Raw genomic sequence first — 15,631 nt, forward strand, 5'->3', positions numbered from 1 at the left:
GAGTAGCACCCTCTAAAATCATATTTCCGACATAGTTGCGTGCGCAACTAACCTATATTTTTCAGTGTACAGTAATTTAGTTGCGTGCGCAACCACTTTGCTGTAGTATTTTATTCAAGGCAGCATTTGTTCACCAGTATTTTACCCAAAGAGGTGTCGATTTTGACTTTGAAAAAAGAGCCCATCGGAAAACTAATTTCCCATCTTCATCGCCAGAATCAAAAAATTCTGGCCAAAGAGTTGACGCCATACGGACTCGGCAGCGGCGGGCAGCACAGCTTTCTTAAACTGATCCTTAGCCAGCCTGGTATAACGCAGGATCAAATGACCAATGAAATGAAATTCGATAAAGCAACCACCGCCCGTTCCGTCAAGTATCTAGAGGAATCGGGATATATTGAGCGCAGAATTGACCCCAAAGACCGCCGCTCTTCTCTGCTCTACCCAACGCCCAAAGCATTGGAATTCGCTCCGGTGTTCCAAGCGATCCTTGGAGAGTTCAATCGCAAGCTTGCCGCCGATTTAACGGATGAAGAAATCGATCTACTAGTTACTTTGCTCCAAAAGATCACCAAGAATTCCGAAGCATTAAATTAGCAAAATTGACGAAGCGCACGTAATATTATGTTATGGCTCTAGGCTCGCAAAAAAGCAGCACTCCATTGATCTGGAGTGTTGCTTTTTATTGAAGTTTTCGGATAAACGTATCCGCGAACAACTCCGCACCCTTAGGCCATCTGGCCGTCAGCAGCTGTCCATCCTCAACAAACAAACGGCGTGCTAAACGCTTTAAAGCCCATCTGATCGTCATTCGTCTTGTAGGGTTTCCATAATATTTGGAGCTATTTGCGGGTTTTTGAGTGCAGGTAGCAGAATGCCATCGATTAGCGCTGTGAAGAAAAGTTTGTCGAACGGTTTACGCTGGATAAGTCCGCGAAAAGAAGCCATTGAAGTAATGACCTGGCAAGCCATCTCAATGTCCGCGTGAGCGGGAATTTCACCGCGGACGACGGCTCGGTTCATAAGCTCGCGGTTCATAACAATCCATGGCTCGAAAATCCCGGCTGTTCCTGCCTCAGCAAATTCGGGATGCTGTAAAAAGGAGCCTAGGCCCGCTAGGACTCGAAACTTCCGCTCTTCTTCCGCGATTGATTGCGGCTTCAAAAGTACAAGGAGATCTTCTCGCAAGGTTCCTGTATCGGGCAAGCTTTCGAGCTCAAGATGATTTCGGTTCATCCATGCCAAAGCATCTCGGACTAACTCCGCCTTCGAAGACCAGCGGCGATACACCGTCGCCTTCCCAGCCTTTGCTCGAGCCGCGACCATGTCCATTGTCATACCATCGAAACTCGTATCGACGAGGATGTCGATTGCCGCCTCTAGGATTTTATCATCCCGCGTGTGATCTCGCTTGCGGCCCAATGTTTGCGCAGGCTTCTCTGACACAACCTTAGATATTTCGCCCCTCTCGGACATTTTCTTTTTTATTTCACTCATAAAAGTTGCTCCTTTTAAAATATATATTCAAAACTATTTAGTTCCGGAACTTTACAGTCTCGTTTATATGTGATTTAATATCATTATCCCACATCCAAAGGGAAATATATAGATGGTATCCCATACCAAAGAGGAGATTATATCCATGCAGGACAAACCCGTAGCCTTGATCACCGGCGCCAATAAAGGAATAGGTTTACAAATTGCCAAGGATCTAGCAAAACAGGGCTTCACCGTGCTAGTTGGATCACGCAGCCTCGAAAATGGAGAAACTGCCTCCAAAAGCATCGGATCGGATGCACACGCTCTTCAGCTTGACGTTACAGATCAGGATTCCATCGTTGCTGCAGCAGAGCGTATTCGGAACGAATTCGGTCGTCTCGATGTAGTCGTGAACAATGCAGGCATCTCACACGCAGGTAGAGCGGGTGATTCATTTCCGAGCAGTGGCGCCGCGAGCGGTCTTTTGACCGTTGCTTCGCTCGAAGACATTCGTGCGGTTTATGAAACTAATGTTTTTGGTGTCATTGCTGTCACCCAGGCTATGTTACCCCTTTTGCATGAGGCTCCGGCAGCACGCATCGTCAATATGGGCAGCACCGGCGGCTCCCTTAGCTGGAACTCCATTCCGGAAAACTGGCATCGTGCGATGTTTGGGGCCTATTCGGCGTCAAAATCGGCTGTTCATGCAGTGACACTTGCCTTTGCCTTTGCGCTTGAATCGACAAACATCAAGGTCAATGCGGCATGTCCAGGCTTTACATCGACTGCACTCAATAATTTCGCTGGCACTCGTAGTGTTGAACAAGGAGCGCGTGAAGCGGTCCGGCTTGCGATGATTGGTGCGGACGGTCCAACAGGAACGTTCTCCGATGAGGATGGAGCCATCGCGTGGTAATTATAATTTATACAACAATGGTTAACAGTTTAAGGGGGATTGCATAATGCGTATTTTTCTAACAGGAGCAACAGGTTACATCGGTTCCGCTGTCGTACGCGAACTCATTGATGCGGGTCATCAGGTCGTCGGTCTTGTACGCTCAGACAATAGCGCTGCGAAACTAAATGAGGCCGGGGCCGAAGTGCACCACGGCAACATCGACGATCTCGACAGTCTTCGTAGTGGTGCGGCTACTGCAGATGGTGTCATTCATCTGGCATTCAATCACGACTTCTCAAACTTCGCCGGGTCACTCATAACAGATCTGCACGCCGTCGAAGCGATAGGAGCTGCGCTTGAAGGTTCCGGTAAGCCGTTCGTAATTACCACGCACGCCAATGGAGTTGCAGCGGAAAATGTAATGTTATCGCTTGCTGAGCGCGGAGTGCGGACATCGATCATAGAGCTTTGTCCGTCCGTACACGGTGAGGGTGACACAGGATTTGTGCCAAGACTGATCAACATTGCCAAAACGAAAGGCTTATCGGCCTATGTGGAAGAGGGGACCAACCGCTGGCCGGCTATACACCGCCTTGACGCCGCACATTTATACCGCCTAGCGTTAGAAAAAGCACCCGCCGGTTCACGACTAAATGGGGTTGCAGATGAAGGGGTGCCCTTTCGCGACATCGCAAGTGTTATCGGTAAACACCTGAATGTGCCTGTAGTCAGCATTTCACGTGAAGAGGCAGACGCCCACTTCGGCTTCCTCAGCACACTTGTAGCCCTCGATATCCCGAGATCAAGCGTTGCAACTCAGGAACTTCTGGGATGGCGGCCTGTGCAACCTGCACTGATCCCCGACCTCGAACAAACTCATTACTTTAACAACTAATTGGAATGCTCCCGTAAATCCTAACCAAAGGTACGGGAGCATTTTTCTTTTTTCAGGTTATTCCAAGTACTACACAAATAAGTACGACTTTTAAACCATTCTTGAAATGTTAATAGCTAACATCTCCTGCCATCAGATTTACTTGCTATCATCTTTCGTCTCTCTAAAAACTAGAGTTAGAAACTACCGCTATTTTATTGAACTATCGTGTCCCGTTAGTTGAATTGATTTTGAAGTTTAACTTCATAGTCCACGAGGTTCCAGATACTCCAAAATACTCAAATCCAAGTTTTTCATATAACTGAACTGCTACTTGATTCTCTGGATCGACGCTTAATGAAAGTGATTTATAACCATCAGATATTGCTTGTTGAATTATTTCTTCCATAAGCCTCAACCCTAACCCCTGCTGTCTAAAATTAGAATGTATAGCAATACCTAATTCTGGGGTTTCGCAATCAATAAATCCATACCCCTTATTCGTCTCGTCAAATAATCGATACCATACAGCACCTATTGGTATATTGTCATACAGAGCTATTAAAGCCATATCACCTTTTCTCCCCCAATTCTCACTGTATTTTTTGAGATTTGGGGCATTCAGAAGCTCATGTTTGGGTGGCTTCCCCTGTAATATATAAATGGACTCATAGTGCATATCCATAAAAAAATCATATTCCTGTTGTTCCAATTTTCTTACATCTATCATAGAATCACCCCTTTGCATTTTATTCTAGTTTCAATCCTGCAGATGGTCTATGGAAAGATTAGTTTTATTCAACTCTCCTGCCCGTTAGCGCAGAGAAGGCAGCCAATTTTTGTGTCGGCTGCCTCATGTGTTGTTGAGCTATAGTTTCCCGTTAGTTCAATCGGCAAGGTGACCTTTCAACAATCGCGCCCGTTAGTTTAAGTGAAAGGTTTCAGGATTTCGCATTAATAACTGCTTCCTTTGGTTTTTTTGACTTCTAATATGTATTCCACCTTTTTATCATTATCTTGTTCGTTTTTTCTTTTATTTTCGTTTAAAATTGATAAGGTCTCTAATAGTGAATAATATTCCTTTTGTAAAACTTTCACCTTTTTCATACATATCATCTTGTTTTCTCATTATTTCTTGAAGTTCTTCTTGCCATTTATTAATTCTTTCTTGATTATAATCAGCTTTAGCTTCTTCTGTTTCTATTTGTGTTATTAACATTTCAGCAGTTTTATTCAAAATATTTCTTTTATCATCTCTTACTAGCTTTTGGGTTTCTTGGTCTAGTTCAATTTTTTTCTTGATAGCTTCCAATGCAATTGGTGAAAAAGCTTTACCCGCTTCAAGGGCAATGGTAATTCCTGTCTCTTTCCATACTGAATTTAAACTACCCTTTGTTCCTAAACCCTCAATGTCTTTTGAGTCTACTTTTACTACATCTACTTTAGAAGGTGTGAATTTATTATTCATGTTATTTCTCCTTCAAATAAAATAATCTTTTAGCAGGGTTTTATTTTAAATACTATATGTTTTATAAATTTTTGAACTTGCAAAGTATATTTAAGCAGAGCAATAACCAGATTTATCAAGATAAATGTACCACAACTTTTAATAATGGTATGCATATTTGACGAGTTCCTTCCAGTGTAATTTTACTATTTTTAAAAAAATAAAAAAAGGTGTTGATTTAAAATAAAGTTTGATAAAAATCACCTTACCCATTTTCTTCGATAAGTATAAAAACTTTCAATTCGGAAAATAGATATTTAAAAATTATAGTTAATATTAAAAATTTTGATTATATTTAAGACCCTTCTTCAAAAAAATGACCCGATTGTTGAATACAAGCTAAACAACACTCCTCAACTAATCTGCCCGTTAGCGCAGAGAAGACAGCCAATTTTTGTGTCGGCTGCCTCATGTGTTGTTGAGCTATAGTGTCCCGTTAGTGCAACAAAAAGCCCTTCACTGACACAAATAACGAAAATAGGAAGACAACAACCAAGAGCCAACCATATGCTTTTCGTTTTTTTTGAAATTCCTCTAACCCCATTACCAACATTATTAAACCCAATAGTAATATCAGAAGTGATTGAAACTCAAAATTCTTTGTTATGAGTTCATAAGCAGCCATTATAATAATAACTGTTGATAAAATATAACGTAATATCTTTAACAAAATGGCAACCCCTTTTTCTAATTAATCTATTCGTTAGTTGAAAAGGCAGCTATCGTTTTCCGTTAGTTCAATAATAAATGTACCCCTAAGAAATTCATTCCACCCGAAAAACTATTTCAATACCTGTCGATCTGTTCTTAAAGGGATCACTATATTCCTTGAACACTAATTCAGTTCCAGAAATATCGTCAGATAACGGCGGAGATACTACATAGTTATAGGATGAATGTCCTGATGTACCCCCACCATTAGTCATTCGACAGTCGTATTTTTCTCCTAAATACAACTCAAAATGACTGTGTTTATGCGTATTTGTTGAAATGTCAGTGGCCATGTCCCAATCTATGCTAAAAGTTATTACACTTGCATTGCTATATTGTCGTAAAGAGGTTACTGAATAAAAATGTTCATCTTTTTCAATTGATTTCAGGACTGGAATATGCTTTCTGAATCCAGATGGTTCAACCATTGGTTTAAAATGTTCTTCACTTCTTAAAGTTCCAAATACCGCTTTCAAATAATCTTCGTAGAGTTCGAAAGAACTTGCCCATTTAGAGATATATCCAAACGGTGGAAAACCTGGATTATTGCCCGAGATTTCCTTCCGTTGATTTATCAATGCACAAATTTGCTCATCAATATTAAAAATTCGTTCATCATAATGCTCGGTTGGACATTCAAATGGCATCCGTTTCATCATTTCCCTCCTTATGGCGTTTCTTATATCAATATGCCCATCTACATATTAACATATAATGGAATAACATAAACGATACTTTCTCCACTAGCCTGCCCGTTAGCTTAATAAAATGAGCAGGCCACCGCAGCGCCTGCTCATCGATGTGTACTATTGAACTAACGTTTCCTTTTACTCATCTGCCCCTATGTTAACTGATGCTCCCCGTAGTCTTGCTTGACCGTCAATGTCCAAGGTTTTGATGATCGAACTGTAAGATCTACCCGCATCGATTGCTACGGAAGCAGCTTTAAGGTGGAAATTATTTTGGCCTTGATTCACAAACCGGGGATCGGCAAATATAGAGTGTACATCATTTCTAGTACTGGTCTTATAAGCCGAAAAACCGACATATTCCTCGTTTTTCCAAATCCAAGTTGCTTTCGAAACGTCTCCGGGGGCGTAATAAAGATTGTAGTCTACCACATTTCCCGAGTTTTTCGTGTGTTCGTTATAGATGAAGACATTCGATGATTCCGCAAAGATGATATTATTTGTGATCATATTATTCTTGGTATCATACTGTAGCAGAATTTGACCACTGCCGTGATTCAGCGAATTATTTTGATATAGGGTATTGTTGATGATCTTGCAATTCACAGTTGCGCCTCGTTCACTATCGTAGCCGCCCATCGCTATTCCCGTATACCGATTACTGTAGACAATGTTGCTTCGCACGGTAATATCGCTTGTGGATTTCCCTGCATGTTCACTGGCAATTTCAATGCCAATATCGTTCTTGTAACTGTAATTTCGTTCAATAACACTGTCTTTCCCCCCATCTATATAAATACCGCCGGCCGCGTTGCTATTGTTAGGAAGTGATTTACCGTAAGAAGGGTTAAAGTTGGATGAGATGTTATATACTCTATTGCCACTGACTAATCCATTTCTCACTTGATCGTAGGACGGATGCGGCGCTACTCCTTCGAAGCCGATGAGATCGATTCCGATATTGTCATTATCATGAATGAGATTGTTCGTCACGGAAAAAGTATCGACATTTCCGTTTAAAACAAGGGACTCGCTTGAACCCAGTACCAGCTTGTAAAGCTCATTACCTTCTATCGCTACATGATGAATGGAGGCAGGTGCATCAGTACCATACACAGCGATACCGTGAGCATCCCGGCCAAGCAGGTCACTGCCGGTTGGTGCAGCGGTATTTTTGATATCATGCACTTTGTTATTCAGAATCTTAATATAGCTTCCTGAGCCGTGGACATATATACCTATAGGCAATTGATCTTTTTTCGTTGTGATAAAATTACGGATTTCAAACCCCTTTATCGTGATATGGCTGGCGTCTTCAATCTCAATAATGCCTTGTTGTCCTGTGACAGAAAGTCCGCTTCCATCAATGACTGCCCTTTCCTTCGGAAAGTTTACGAACGTGATCGAACCACCCCGGGCTAAGCCGGAGCGGGTAATTTTTAGCTTTTGCTTATAGACGCCCCCTCTAACATACACGGTACTGCCCGGTTTTACGACGTCTGCTGCATGCTGGAGAGTTCTCCAAGGAGATTTTTTGGTGCCCGCGTTATCATCGTTGCCTCTGGAGTCTACATAATAGGTGGGAGTGGCTGCTGAAGTAGAGGTGGCACGCAATTGCCCCATCATAATTATTACAGTTGCAACTACCGTACCAAGAATGAATAATTTACTCTTTGTTTGCATTGAGACGGATCTACCTTTCCTGAATGTTTCTTTTAATTATACTATAACGAATCTTAAGCACCATCAAGTAAACACTTGAGCAAATGTGATCAAGGAAAAGACTGGCGTACTTTGGACTCAGACGGGAATATCATTATCAGCATTTATTCTCTAGACTTGTTCAACTACCGGCCCGTTAACGTGTCCCGTTAGTTGAGCGATTACATTCAAGCAATGCAAACATGAATGCTTTACCATACAGAAAGTCTTGTTCTAAAATCATTTTCATCTGTAATGAAGTTTACTTCAGAAAACCCCATTGTTAGCGAGTTATTATAGAGCCTTTGGATTGTTTCTGGATCCTTACTATACACCGTAACATACACGCAATCGACCACTAAAATAACGAGGCTACATTCACTGATAATAAAATCTTCAAACGTTTGAATATCAATAATCTCTTTATTTCTTGGAAAAGCCTTTAGGTTTGCAAAAATCACATAATACTCGTTTTTTTCTATAGTCTGCTTTAATGTTTCGCCTTCCATTCCAATAACCTCATCAGGAAAGAGTGGCCGCCCTAACTCCCCGTCCTCGATGAAATATGCTTCTTCACCGCCAACATACCAGTTATATGCAGCTACATCGACTGGCTTCAGTATCCCAGCCAAGTAGCTCCCGTACTTATTTGGTATTTCGAAGCTAATACCTCTTATCATAATAACTCCTCTCCTATACTGCCCGTTACTTCAATGAAAAACGGCAAACGATTAATAGCGTTTGCCGTCTTTTCGTCATTCAACTATCGTACCCTTTCGTTGAACAGCGGCGGATTTATCCGCCGCCAATAAACATTAAAAAAATCTTCTATATAGTTCTCTCCGGCGCTCGCCGCGTAGCTGTGCGTAGATTTGAGTGGTCGATGCCTTCTCATGACCGAGCATTCCTTGGATGAAATCCATGAGGGGCACCGTTATCAAGTAGTTGGCACGCATAGGTATGCCGAAATCGATGTGGGTAGACATTCGCTTCAATTTCTCCGCGATCTGCCAGCCGTTTCAATACCCATCTAATCGTAGATATGGCCATTCGTTTTGTTGGATGGGTATCGGTTACAAATAAGGCTTTACAGGAGTCCTCACGGCTGGCCAGATACCTCTTTAACCATACTTTGCACTCTGTCGTGAAGTAAACTTCTCTCTGCTTTGATCCCTTGCCATTAACGATCGCTGAGCAGTTCTCCCAGTTTAGATCCTCGATGTTGACCTTCTCCACCTCGCCAACCCGGCAGCCGGTACAGTAGAGAAACTCAAGCAGAGCTCTTTCCCTGAGTGACTGGCATGAGATCTTCAAGTGTATTATATCTTCCTCAATTAAGAATTTAGGAATTCGCTTATCTAGTTTAGGTTCTCTTAATTTTAAAGATGGATTTGTAGCCAAATACGTCTCTTCATAAGCGTAACGGAAAAGAGAACGAACAAACCGAATACGATGGCCTAGGCTGCTTGGCTTCAACCGGTTTGCTTGTCTTGCTAAATATTCCTTCAGCATTGTTAACGTTACTTCCTTTATATCCAGGTCGCCTAGCTCCGACATCAACATTTTGTGCTGAAGCGCGTATGCTTTTAATGTTTTTGGACTGAACCCTTGAATACGTTTGTCAGCTCATACAACCTCCACAACTCACTTAACTTCATAAACAAAACCTCCCTTTAGAAGCTATTAAATCTAGTTTGCTTCTAAGGAGAGATTTTAATCTACATAATATATTAAACTAGCGTTCTCCAATGGGTTAGTGTAGATTTTGTCCAATTTTCTTGAGATAGGCTTCTTCGAGATATTCTTTTAATCCATCACATTGACCTTTAATCAGTGTCATCCATAATGTCTTTCCTTTTTCAGCAAGTTCTTCATCACTGTATTGTCCTTTGATAAAAAACCTCTTTCACAATCCTAATCCATTTTCTCTCGCAAAAAAAGCCGCTCCCCGCAAATACGGGAGCGGCTTCGTACACCCAGCCTCTTTATTTCCAATCCGTAATCTCGTCCACGGAAAACCGTACCGAAGCCCGGCCTTCCGCTGCTGATTTGCCGATCGAGACGATCAACACCGACGCGTAGCGCTCCGGGTCGAGGCCGAAAGCCGCGGCGATGTTCGCTTTGTCGAAGCCTCCCATCGGGTTGGTATCGTAGCCCCGCGCATGCGCAGCCAGCATCAGCTGCATGGCGGCGAGTCCGCTGTCCAGCATGACCGATTCGCGCTTGGCCTGAATCGGCATACCGCCGAGCATCGGCAGCATCATGCCCAGCTGGCGCTCTTTAAGCTCCTGCGGCATGTATCCTTGTTCGACCGCGCGTCCGTAGATCTCTTCGGCACGGGTCTCGAATCGCAGATCGCCGAAAATCGCGACGACGGCTGAAGAGGTCGTTACCTGCGAAGCGTTGAACGGGGCCAACTTCAGCAGTGTTTCTTTGGCTTCCGGGCTTTCGATTACGACAAAGCGCCACGGCTGAAGATTGAACGAAGAAGGAGCTAGTCCCGCCTCGGACAGAATCTCGCTCATCTCTTCGCGGTCGATCTTGACCGAAGGATCGTAGCTTTTGACGGAACGGCGCCCGCGCAGGACGTCGTGGAAAATCGCTTTCGGATTCGGAGTCGTTTCTGCCCTCAAACCGGATTGTTCGGATGAATAGGAATGGGAGGTATGCATAAGGATAAGCCTTCTTTCTTATTATTATTTGTTTTCTTGTTATTTGATTATTAGTCAGTCGACTTGTTTGGGACTCTTCATACCTATCTCGGAAAAAATTCGTTCCCCGCCCAGCAGCTGATCGATGATCGCCGCCATCGACTGCCGCTTGGACTGATATTCTTCTTCGCTCCAGGGGAAGATGCCGCGGTCAAGCCAGAACGAAGCGCCGACCAGCAGGAATTCCATGGCGACCTCGGGCTGCTTACCGGTAAACGAGCCTTCTTCCACACCTTGACGCACGATCTTTTTAACATACGGAATGAGTGCCTGAATCTCCGCAACGATCCATTTCTGATGCAGGCTGCTGTTGTCTTCCTTGTGCAGATAATCGAACATCGCTTCGTCGCGCTCCGGCGGGAAAGCTTCCGTGAAAATGCGTGTCAGCTTCTCGGGAGCGCCCCACTGCGCATGCTCGACCGTTTTCTCAACTTCTTCGATGCGCACCGCAAGCGCGCGTTCGCAGGCGGCATTGACCATCTCGTCTTTCGATTTGAAATGATAGTAGAACGTACCCTGCGCCACGCCTACCTTTTTGACAATATCACTAACTGACGTCTGCTCGTAACCTTTTTCGTTAAAAAGCTGCATCGCCGCGTCCAACAGTTCGTTTCGGCGTTCCTGCGGTTTTTTGCTCACTCTAACCATCGTATTTGCCCCTTTTCGTTTCCCTTGCTCTCCTTTCAATATAATTGTTGACTGATAGTCAGTCAACAGTGTATGCTCAGTTTACCTCATGACTGACTGTCAGTCAATAATAAAAAAGGATGTGTCTCTATGAAAAGCCAGACCCCAAACGGACTGAGTCTGCCGACCGCGTCCAACGCCTCCACCTCTCCTTCTTCCCGAAACCGCAGGCTGCTGTTTCTACTAGGCCTCAGCGCAGCGATCGTCTCACTGGCGCAAAGCCTGTATGTCCCGCTGCTGCCCGATTTGCAGCGTCAGCTGCATACTTCGCTTGCCCTGGTCAATTTGACCGTCACCGTATTCACTATCGCCATGGCGGTAATGCAGGTCGTGCTCGGACCGGTCGTCGATCGAAACGGCCGAAAAACGGTCTTGATCCCCGGATTAATTCTCTATGTAGCCGCGACCATTGGCTGTATGCTGTCCGGCAGCATTGAAATACTGCTCACTTTCCGCGTCTTTCAAGGAATCGGAGCTTCAGTCGTACCGCTGGTCGCCGCGACGATGATTGGCGATCTGTTCGAAGGCAAAGAACGCGCTGAAAGCATGGCGACTTACCAGATGATCCTGGGGATTTCGCCCGCGCTCGGTCCGCTGATCGGCGGATTTATCGGCCAAGCGTTCGGCTATACGGGCGTATTCGGCTTTGCCGCCGGAACCTCCATCTTGATTCTCGTACTCAGCCTGCTGATGCTGCCGGAGACCCGCCCCGTTTCTGCGCCTGATACGGACCGCAGAAACGAGGTACCGGACTCCACTCGAAAATCCGGCACATCCGGCATCTTCCGGTCGTTCGGCCGTATTTTCCGCAGTAAGACCGGAGCCGTTGCTCTCTTGGGCGGCTTCGCCCTCTACAATGTCATTTATACGCTGATCGTGTTCCTGCCAGTTATCCTTGAGACACATTACAGTTTGAATATCGCGCAGATCGGTCTTTACCCGCTACTCTTTATGGCGTTGAGCCTAGTCGGCAGCAGACTCAGCGGAAAGCTGCAAAGCCGGATGGAAGCCAGACGCGTACTGACGCTCACTGCTACGCTGAACGGCTTCAGCTTGATCCTGTTCCTTTTCGCCGCGCCCCTGTCGCTGATCGCACTGGCAGCCACGCTCGCGCTTACCGGCTTCGTCAGCGGACTGATGATGCCCGTGCTGCCGACGATGCTCAGCGCAGAGTTTGTGCAAGAACGGGCCACCGCGATTGGCGTATACAATTTCGTGCGTTATCTGGGCATGGCCGCGGCGCCGATGATCGGAAGCCTGTTGTATCCGGCCGGAGGTATCCCGCTGCTGATCGGCGTGGCCGCGGCGGTAATCGCCTTCTCCGGATTTGCGGCCGCCCGGCGCTAAATCGTTAAGTATTCGAATGCTCCAGGCACCTTTGTATGACATATAGTTTCATTTCGAGGGATACTGGACTTCACTTAGACATTGGAAAAACTCCCATCATTGTAAACGTAGAAGTTTTGTTTTTTTCTACTGGCTACTATGATGGGAGCATATCAGAATACCGGAAAGCGGCTGCGGCAGGCCTGTCGTCGGTTTAGTTTGCACCGTTGACCTGACAAAATTCTCATCCTGTCCTTGAGCAGTTAAGGTTAAACCTTCGCCCTACTTATGATACGGTTCACCGCGTTTGATCTTAACCTAACCTGCCCGTTACTTCAATATAAAAAACAGATTGCATTAGCAGTCTGCTCTTTACGCTATCGTTCTCCTTTAGTTCAATCGTGTTTTCCTATCGCTGACTGCAAATGTTGATACTCCAATGAACGATTTTTCTTATTGGCCAATTCACTCAGCTAAACTTTCGAAGATATAACTCCCAAAGCTCCATACAGCTAGATTAGTGTGTAAAACCACCGAATCTAGCTTTACGCGACGGTGGTTTTTCTTGCGATTTCCGCTTCGATTTAACCTTTAATGTTTTTTTGTGTAATACTTCCACAGCGAAAAAAATACGATCAAAACAAATAGTAGGGTAGCCAGTAAGGTATAAAATATCAAGGAATTGAAGAAACCCGCAATCACAGAAGCAATGGCCAGGCCTACGAGAATCATGACTATGCTGAGCAAGCTGGCACTTTGGATAATCAGTCCACTCCGCTCGTCGTTCTCCTCGATGTACAGCTTCTTCAGCTCTGCGTCATTTTTGCTGGCTTTAATGTACTTGGCGAGAAAAAAAACGAAGCACAATTCAGCGCCGATAAAAGCACCTGTGTGAAATCCCTTTATAAAACTGGGCAATTCGGGCAGACCACCGTGGTAAAACACAAGTCCCACATAGATCAATAGCGTGGCAGCAGCTACCAGTGACAGTGCGTTCTTGCGAGTTTTGACTTGAACCTTGTAATTGTCCATTATAATTCCTCCACTTCGCTGAAATCAAAAACATCTTCAATGGCGAGTCCGAAATGTTTAGCAATCTTGTATGCAAGAACTAGGGAAGCCGCATATTTTCCCGTTTCAAGGGAGGTGATGGTTTGCCGGGTAACGCCTACGATCAGCCCCAGCTCTTCCTGGGACAGCTTGTGCTGTTTACGCAGTTCTGCAATTCTTGTCTTCAAGTGACCACTCCCTTGCAATGTTTACTTTGCATTTATAGCATAGTTTACTTTGCATTTTGTGTCAAGCAGACTTTGCATTGTTTGCAACATTTATTTAAAGCCGACGATTTTCGCAACAATAAAAGCGCCCGATCCCTCTGTTTCTGGATGTCGGGCGCAATCTGATGTAAACATCGGTGGGTTACGGCGAAGCCCACCCGAATGGTGGTGACATTTTATCCCTTCATGAACAACAGTGAAGTTTCGGGATGTGCGCTCAAATTTGAAAGTCTTATAACTATCCTGCCTTTAGCTTAACGAGAGCGTGCAGTCTACAACTTTATTTTGACGGTCTAGTACTTTATTGTTCAATCAAATACATCGTTTCGCCGAACACCAATAGATAATTGCATTTCTCCGCCCCATGCATTACACTCTTTATATTGACAAATTTGCAGGTCTATAAAAAGGAGGTTCACGCGCCGATGTGCCCCCGTACCAAAGAACAAAATGAGCTCATACGCATGCAGCGCAGAGAACAGATCCTAGACTTCGCCGCGCGTGCCTACTTCCGCACGGGCGGCAGCTTTGATATTCGCGACGTCGCCCGCGAAGCCGAGCTCGGTTACGGCACGGTATACCATTATTATCCCAACCGGCATTTACTAATAGAAGATGTGCTGGCCAGCGGCTTCGAGCGATGCGAGCAAGCCCTGGCAGAATGGGCGAACATCAGCCGCAGCACCCCGGATAACAGGCAGCTATTGACGTATTGCAAGGTGCTGCTCCGGCTGTGGCAGTCGGACGCCCGCGCATATCTCGTCTACAAAATGGCGGCCGATCATTATGCAGGCTTGCCTGAGAAGGATCGGCAACCAGCCAAGAGACGATTCATGGAACGGCTGTATGTTCCGCTCAAATCGATCGCCCAGCGCGAAGACAACAGCGTCGACTATATGCTTGCCGTGCTGGTCGGCTGTTGCGGGCTGCACTACTATGCAAGCACTTCCGAGCTAGACATCGATCGAATCGCCCAGCTCGCGATGCAAGCTATTACGAAGGAGTCCTGAACCAAACATGATCATCTTAAAAAGCAAGCATGAAATCGAGGCCATCCGCAAAGCATGCCAAGTGGTGGCCGAATGCCATCGCACGATCGCCCCGCTCATCAAACCGGGCATCACGACAAACGAGATTGAGCGCATATTCGAGGACATTATTTTGAAACACGGTGCCAAGCCATACACGAAGGGCTACAAAGGCTATCCATATGCGACCTGTGCCTCCGTCAACGACGTAATTGCACATGGCTTCCCTACAGATAAGCCACTTGAGGAAGGCGATATCGTGACGATTGACACTGTCGCAGAGCTCGACGGTTGGCTCGGCGATTCAGCCTGGACCTATGCGGTCGGGAAAATCTCGCCGACGGCCGAGAAGCTGATGCGCGTCACGAAGGAATGCCTTGATCTCGGCATCGCGCAGGCACAGCCCGGCAACCGGCTCGGTGACGTGACGAGTGCGATCCAGCAGCATGCCGAATCGAACGGCTTCGGCGTCGTGCGCGACCTTCTCGCCCATGGCATCGGTCGGGACCTGCACGAAGCGCCGAACTATATGCATGTCGGCAAGCCCGGCAAAGGCCTTCGCTTCAAGGAAGGCATGGTATTCACGATCGAGCCCATGATTACCGAAGGCACCTACTACATGACAATCGATCCGGACGGTTGGACCGCCCGGACGCTGGACAGCAAGCTCGCCGCTCAATACGAGCATACGATCGCCATCACCGCTGAAGGTCCACAAATCCTGACCGCGCAATAAAATAATT

19 protein-coding genes are annotated in these 15,631 nt (G+C 45.6%); 6 read left to right on the top strand and 13 right to left on the bottom strand.

What is annotated here, in order from left to right:
- The first annotated feature begins 168 nt into the window (after positions 1–168).
- Complete coding sequence (locus GJB61_RS09455; RefSeq protein WP_154118826.1) at positions 169–597, top strand: MarR family winged helix-turn-helix transcriptional regulator; 429 nt, start codon at positions 169–171, stop codon at positions 595–597.
- Positions 598–682: 85 nt separating this feature from the next.
- Here GJB61_RS09455 and GJB61_RS32145 read toward each other — a convergent pair whose 3' ends face one another.
- On the bottom strand, positions 683–811 hold the full coding sequence (locus tag GJB61_RS32145) for a hypothetical protein (protein ID WP_267490795.1): 129 nt from the start codon (positions 809–811) through the stop codon (positions 683–685).
- Positions 808–1,497 (bottom strand): TetR/AcrR family transcriptional regulator, encoded by a 690-nt coding sequence (locus GJB61_RS09460; protein ID WP_154118276.1) that lies wholly within the window; start codon positions 1,495–1,497, stop codon positions 808–810. Before GJB61_RS09460 ends, GJB61_RS32145 begins: the two co-directional genes overlap by 4 nt.
- Before the next feature lie 112 nt (positions 1,498–1,609).
- Here GJB61_RS09460 and GJB61_RS09465 point away from each other — a divergent pair, with 112 nt between their 5' ends.
- Complete coding sequence (locus GJB61_RS09465) at positions 1,610–2,395, top strand: SDR family NAD(P)-dependent oxidoreductase (protein ID WP_229521585.1); 786 nt, start codon at positions 1,610–1,612, stop codon at positions 2,393–2,395.
- Positions 2,396–2,441: 46 nt separating this feature from the next.
- Complete coding sequence (locus tag GJB61_RS09470) at positions 2,442–3,272, top strand: SDR family oxidoreductase (RefSeq protein ID WP_154118277.1); 831 nt, start codon at positions 2,442–2,444, stop codon at positions 3,270–3,272.
- A 202-nt stretch (positions 3,273–3,474) separates the two neighbouring features.
- On the opposite strand, the gene GJB61_RS09475 is transcribed toward GJB61_RS09470, so the two are convergent.
- From GJB61_RS09475 to GJB61_RS09515, 9 genes are all read right to left on the bottom strand, one after another.
- Entirely contained in the window at positions 3,475–3,981 is a 507-nt protein-coding gene (locus tag GJB61_RS09475) for a GNAT family N-acetyltransferase (RefSeq protein WP_154118278.1), read from the bottom strand.
- 303 nt (positions 3,982–4,284) lie between these two features.
- On the bottom strand, positions 4,285–4,719 hold the full coding sequence (locus GJB61_RS09480; RefSeq protein WP_154118279.1) for a hypothetical protein: 435 nt from the start codon (positions 4,717–4,719) through the stop codon (positions 4,285–4,287).
- 475 nt (positions 4,720–5,194) lie between these two features.
- The gene (locus tag GJB61_RS32150) at positions 5,195–5,383 is read right to left on the bottom strand and encodes a DUF3953 domain-containing protein (protein WP_267490804.1); all 189 of its coding nucleotides are present in this window, start codon (positions 5,381–5,383) and stop codon (positions 5,195–5,197) included.
- Between the two features lie 139 nt (positions 5,384–5,522).
- Positions 5,523–6,128: a hypothetical protein gene (locus GJB61_RS09490; RefSeq protein ID WP_338115733.1), complete on the bottom strand. Its 606-nt coding sequence runs from the start codon at positions 6,126–6,128 to the stop codon at positions 5,523–5,525.
- 168 nt (positions 6,129–6,296) lie between these two features.
- The gene (locus tag GJB61_RS09495) at positions 6,297–7,841 is read right to left on the bottom strand and encodes a right-handed parallel beta-helix repeat-containing protein (protein ID WP_154118281.1); all 1,545 of its coding nucleotides are present in this window, start codon (positions 7,839–7,841) and stop codon (positions 6,297–6,299) included.
- A 230-nt stretch (positions 7,842–8,071) separates the two neighbouring features.
- Positions 8,072–8,539 (bottom strand): DUF2691 family protein, encoded by a 468-nt coding sequence (locus GJB61_RS09500; RefSeq protein WP_154118282.1) that lies wholly within the window; start codon positions 8,537–8,539, stop codon positions 8,072–8,074.
- Between the two features lie 211 nt (positions 8,540–8,750).
- Complete coding sequence (locus GJB61_RS09505; protein ID WP_338115734.1) at positions 8,751–9,416, bottom strand: tyrosine-type recombinase/integrase; 666 nt, start codon at positions 9,414–9,416, stop codon at positions 8,751–8,753.
- Positions 9,417–9,844: 428 nt separating this feature from the next.
- On the bottom strand, positions 9,845–10,531 hold the full coding sequence (locus GJB61_RS09510; protein ID WP_154118283.1) for a nitroreductase family protein: 687 nt from the start codon (positions 10,529–10,531) through the stop codon (positions 9,845–9,847).
- 54 nt (positions 10,532–10,585) lie between these two features.
- Positions 10,586–11,218, bottom strand: a complete 633-nt coding sequence (locus GJB61_RS09515) for a TetR/AcrR family transcriptional regulator (RefSeq protein ID WP_154118284.1) — start codon at positions 11,216–11,218, stop codon at positions 10,586–10,588.
- A gap of 129 nt (positions 11,219–11,347) precedes the next feature.
- On the opposite strand from GJB61_RS09515, the gene GJB61_RS09520 reads away from it, so the two are divergent.
- Positions 11,348–12,604 (top strand): MFS transporter, encoded by a 1,257-nt coding sequence (locus tag GJB61_RS09520; RefSeq protein WP_154118285.1) that lies wholly within the window; start codon positions 11,348–11,350, stop codon positions 12,602–12,604.
- Positions 12,605–13,174: 570 nt separating this feature from the next.
- On the opposite strand, the gene GJB61_RS09525 is transcribed toward GJB61_RS09520, so the two are convergent.
- Positions 13,175–13,615, bottom strand: coding sequence for a hypothetical protein (locus GJB61_RS09525; RefSeq protein ID WP_154118286.1), 441 nt, complete (start codon positions 13,613–13,615; stop codon positions 13,175–13,177).
- Positions 13,615–13,821 carry a helix-turn-helix transcriptional regulator gene (locus GJB61_RS09530; RefSeq protein ID WP_154118287.1) on the bottom strand — a complete coding sequence of 69 codons (207 nt, stop codon included), beginning with the start codon at positions 13,819–13,821 and terminating at the stop codon, positions 13,615–13,617. The genes GJB61_RS09525 and GJB61_RS09530 overlap by 1 nt, the downstream gene beginning before the upstream one ends.
- 464 nt (positions 13,822–14,285) lie before the next feature.
- Here GJB61_RS09530 and GJB61_RS09535 point away from each other — a divergent pair, with 464 nt between their 5' ends.
- Together GJB61_RS09535 and map are read left to right on the top strand one after the other, a co-directional pair.
- Positions 14,286–14,870 (top strand): TetR/AcrR family transcriptional regulator, encoded by a 585-nt coding sequence (locus GJB61_RS09535; protein WP_154118288.1) that lies wholly within the window; start codon positions 14,286–14,288, stop codon positions 14,868–14,870.
- 7 nt (positions 14,871–14,877) lie between these two features.
- Positions 14,878–15,624, top strand: coding sequence for a type I methionyl aminopeptidase (gene map, locus GJB61_RS09540; protein WP_154118289.1), 747 nt, complete (start codon positions 14,878–14,880; stop codon positions 15,622–15,624).
- The last annotated feature ends 7 nt before the right edge of the window (positions 15,625–15,631 follow it).

Source organism: Paenibacillus monticola (assembly GCF_009664975.1).
GTDB classification, from domain to species: Bacteria; Bacillota; Bacilli; order Paenibacillales; family Paenibacillaceae; genus Paenibacillus_AQ; species Paenibacillus_AQ monticola.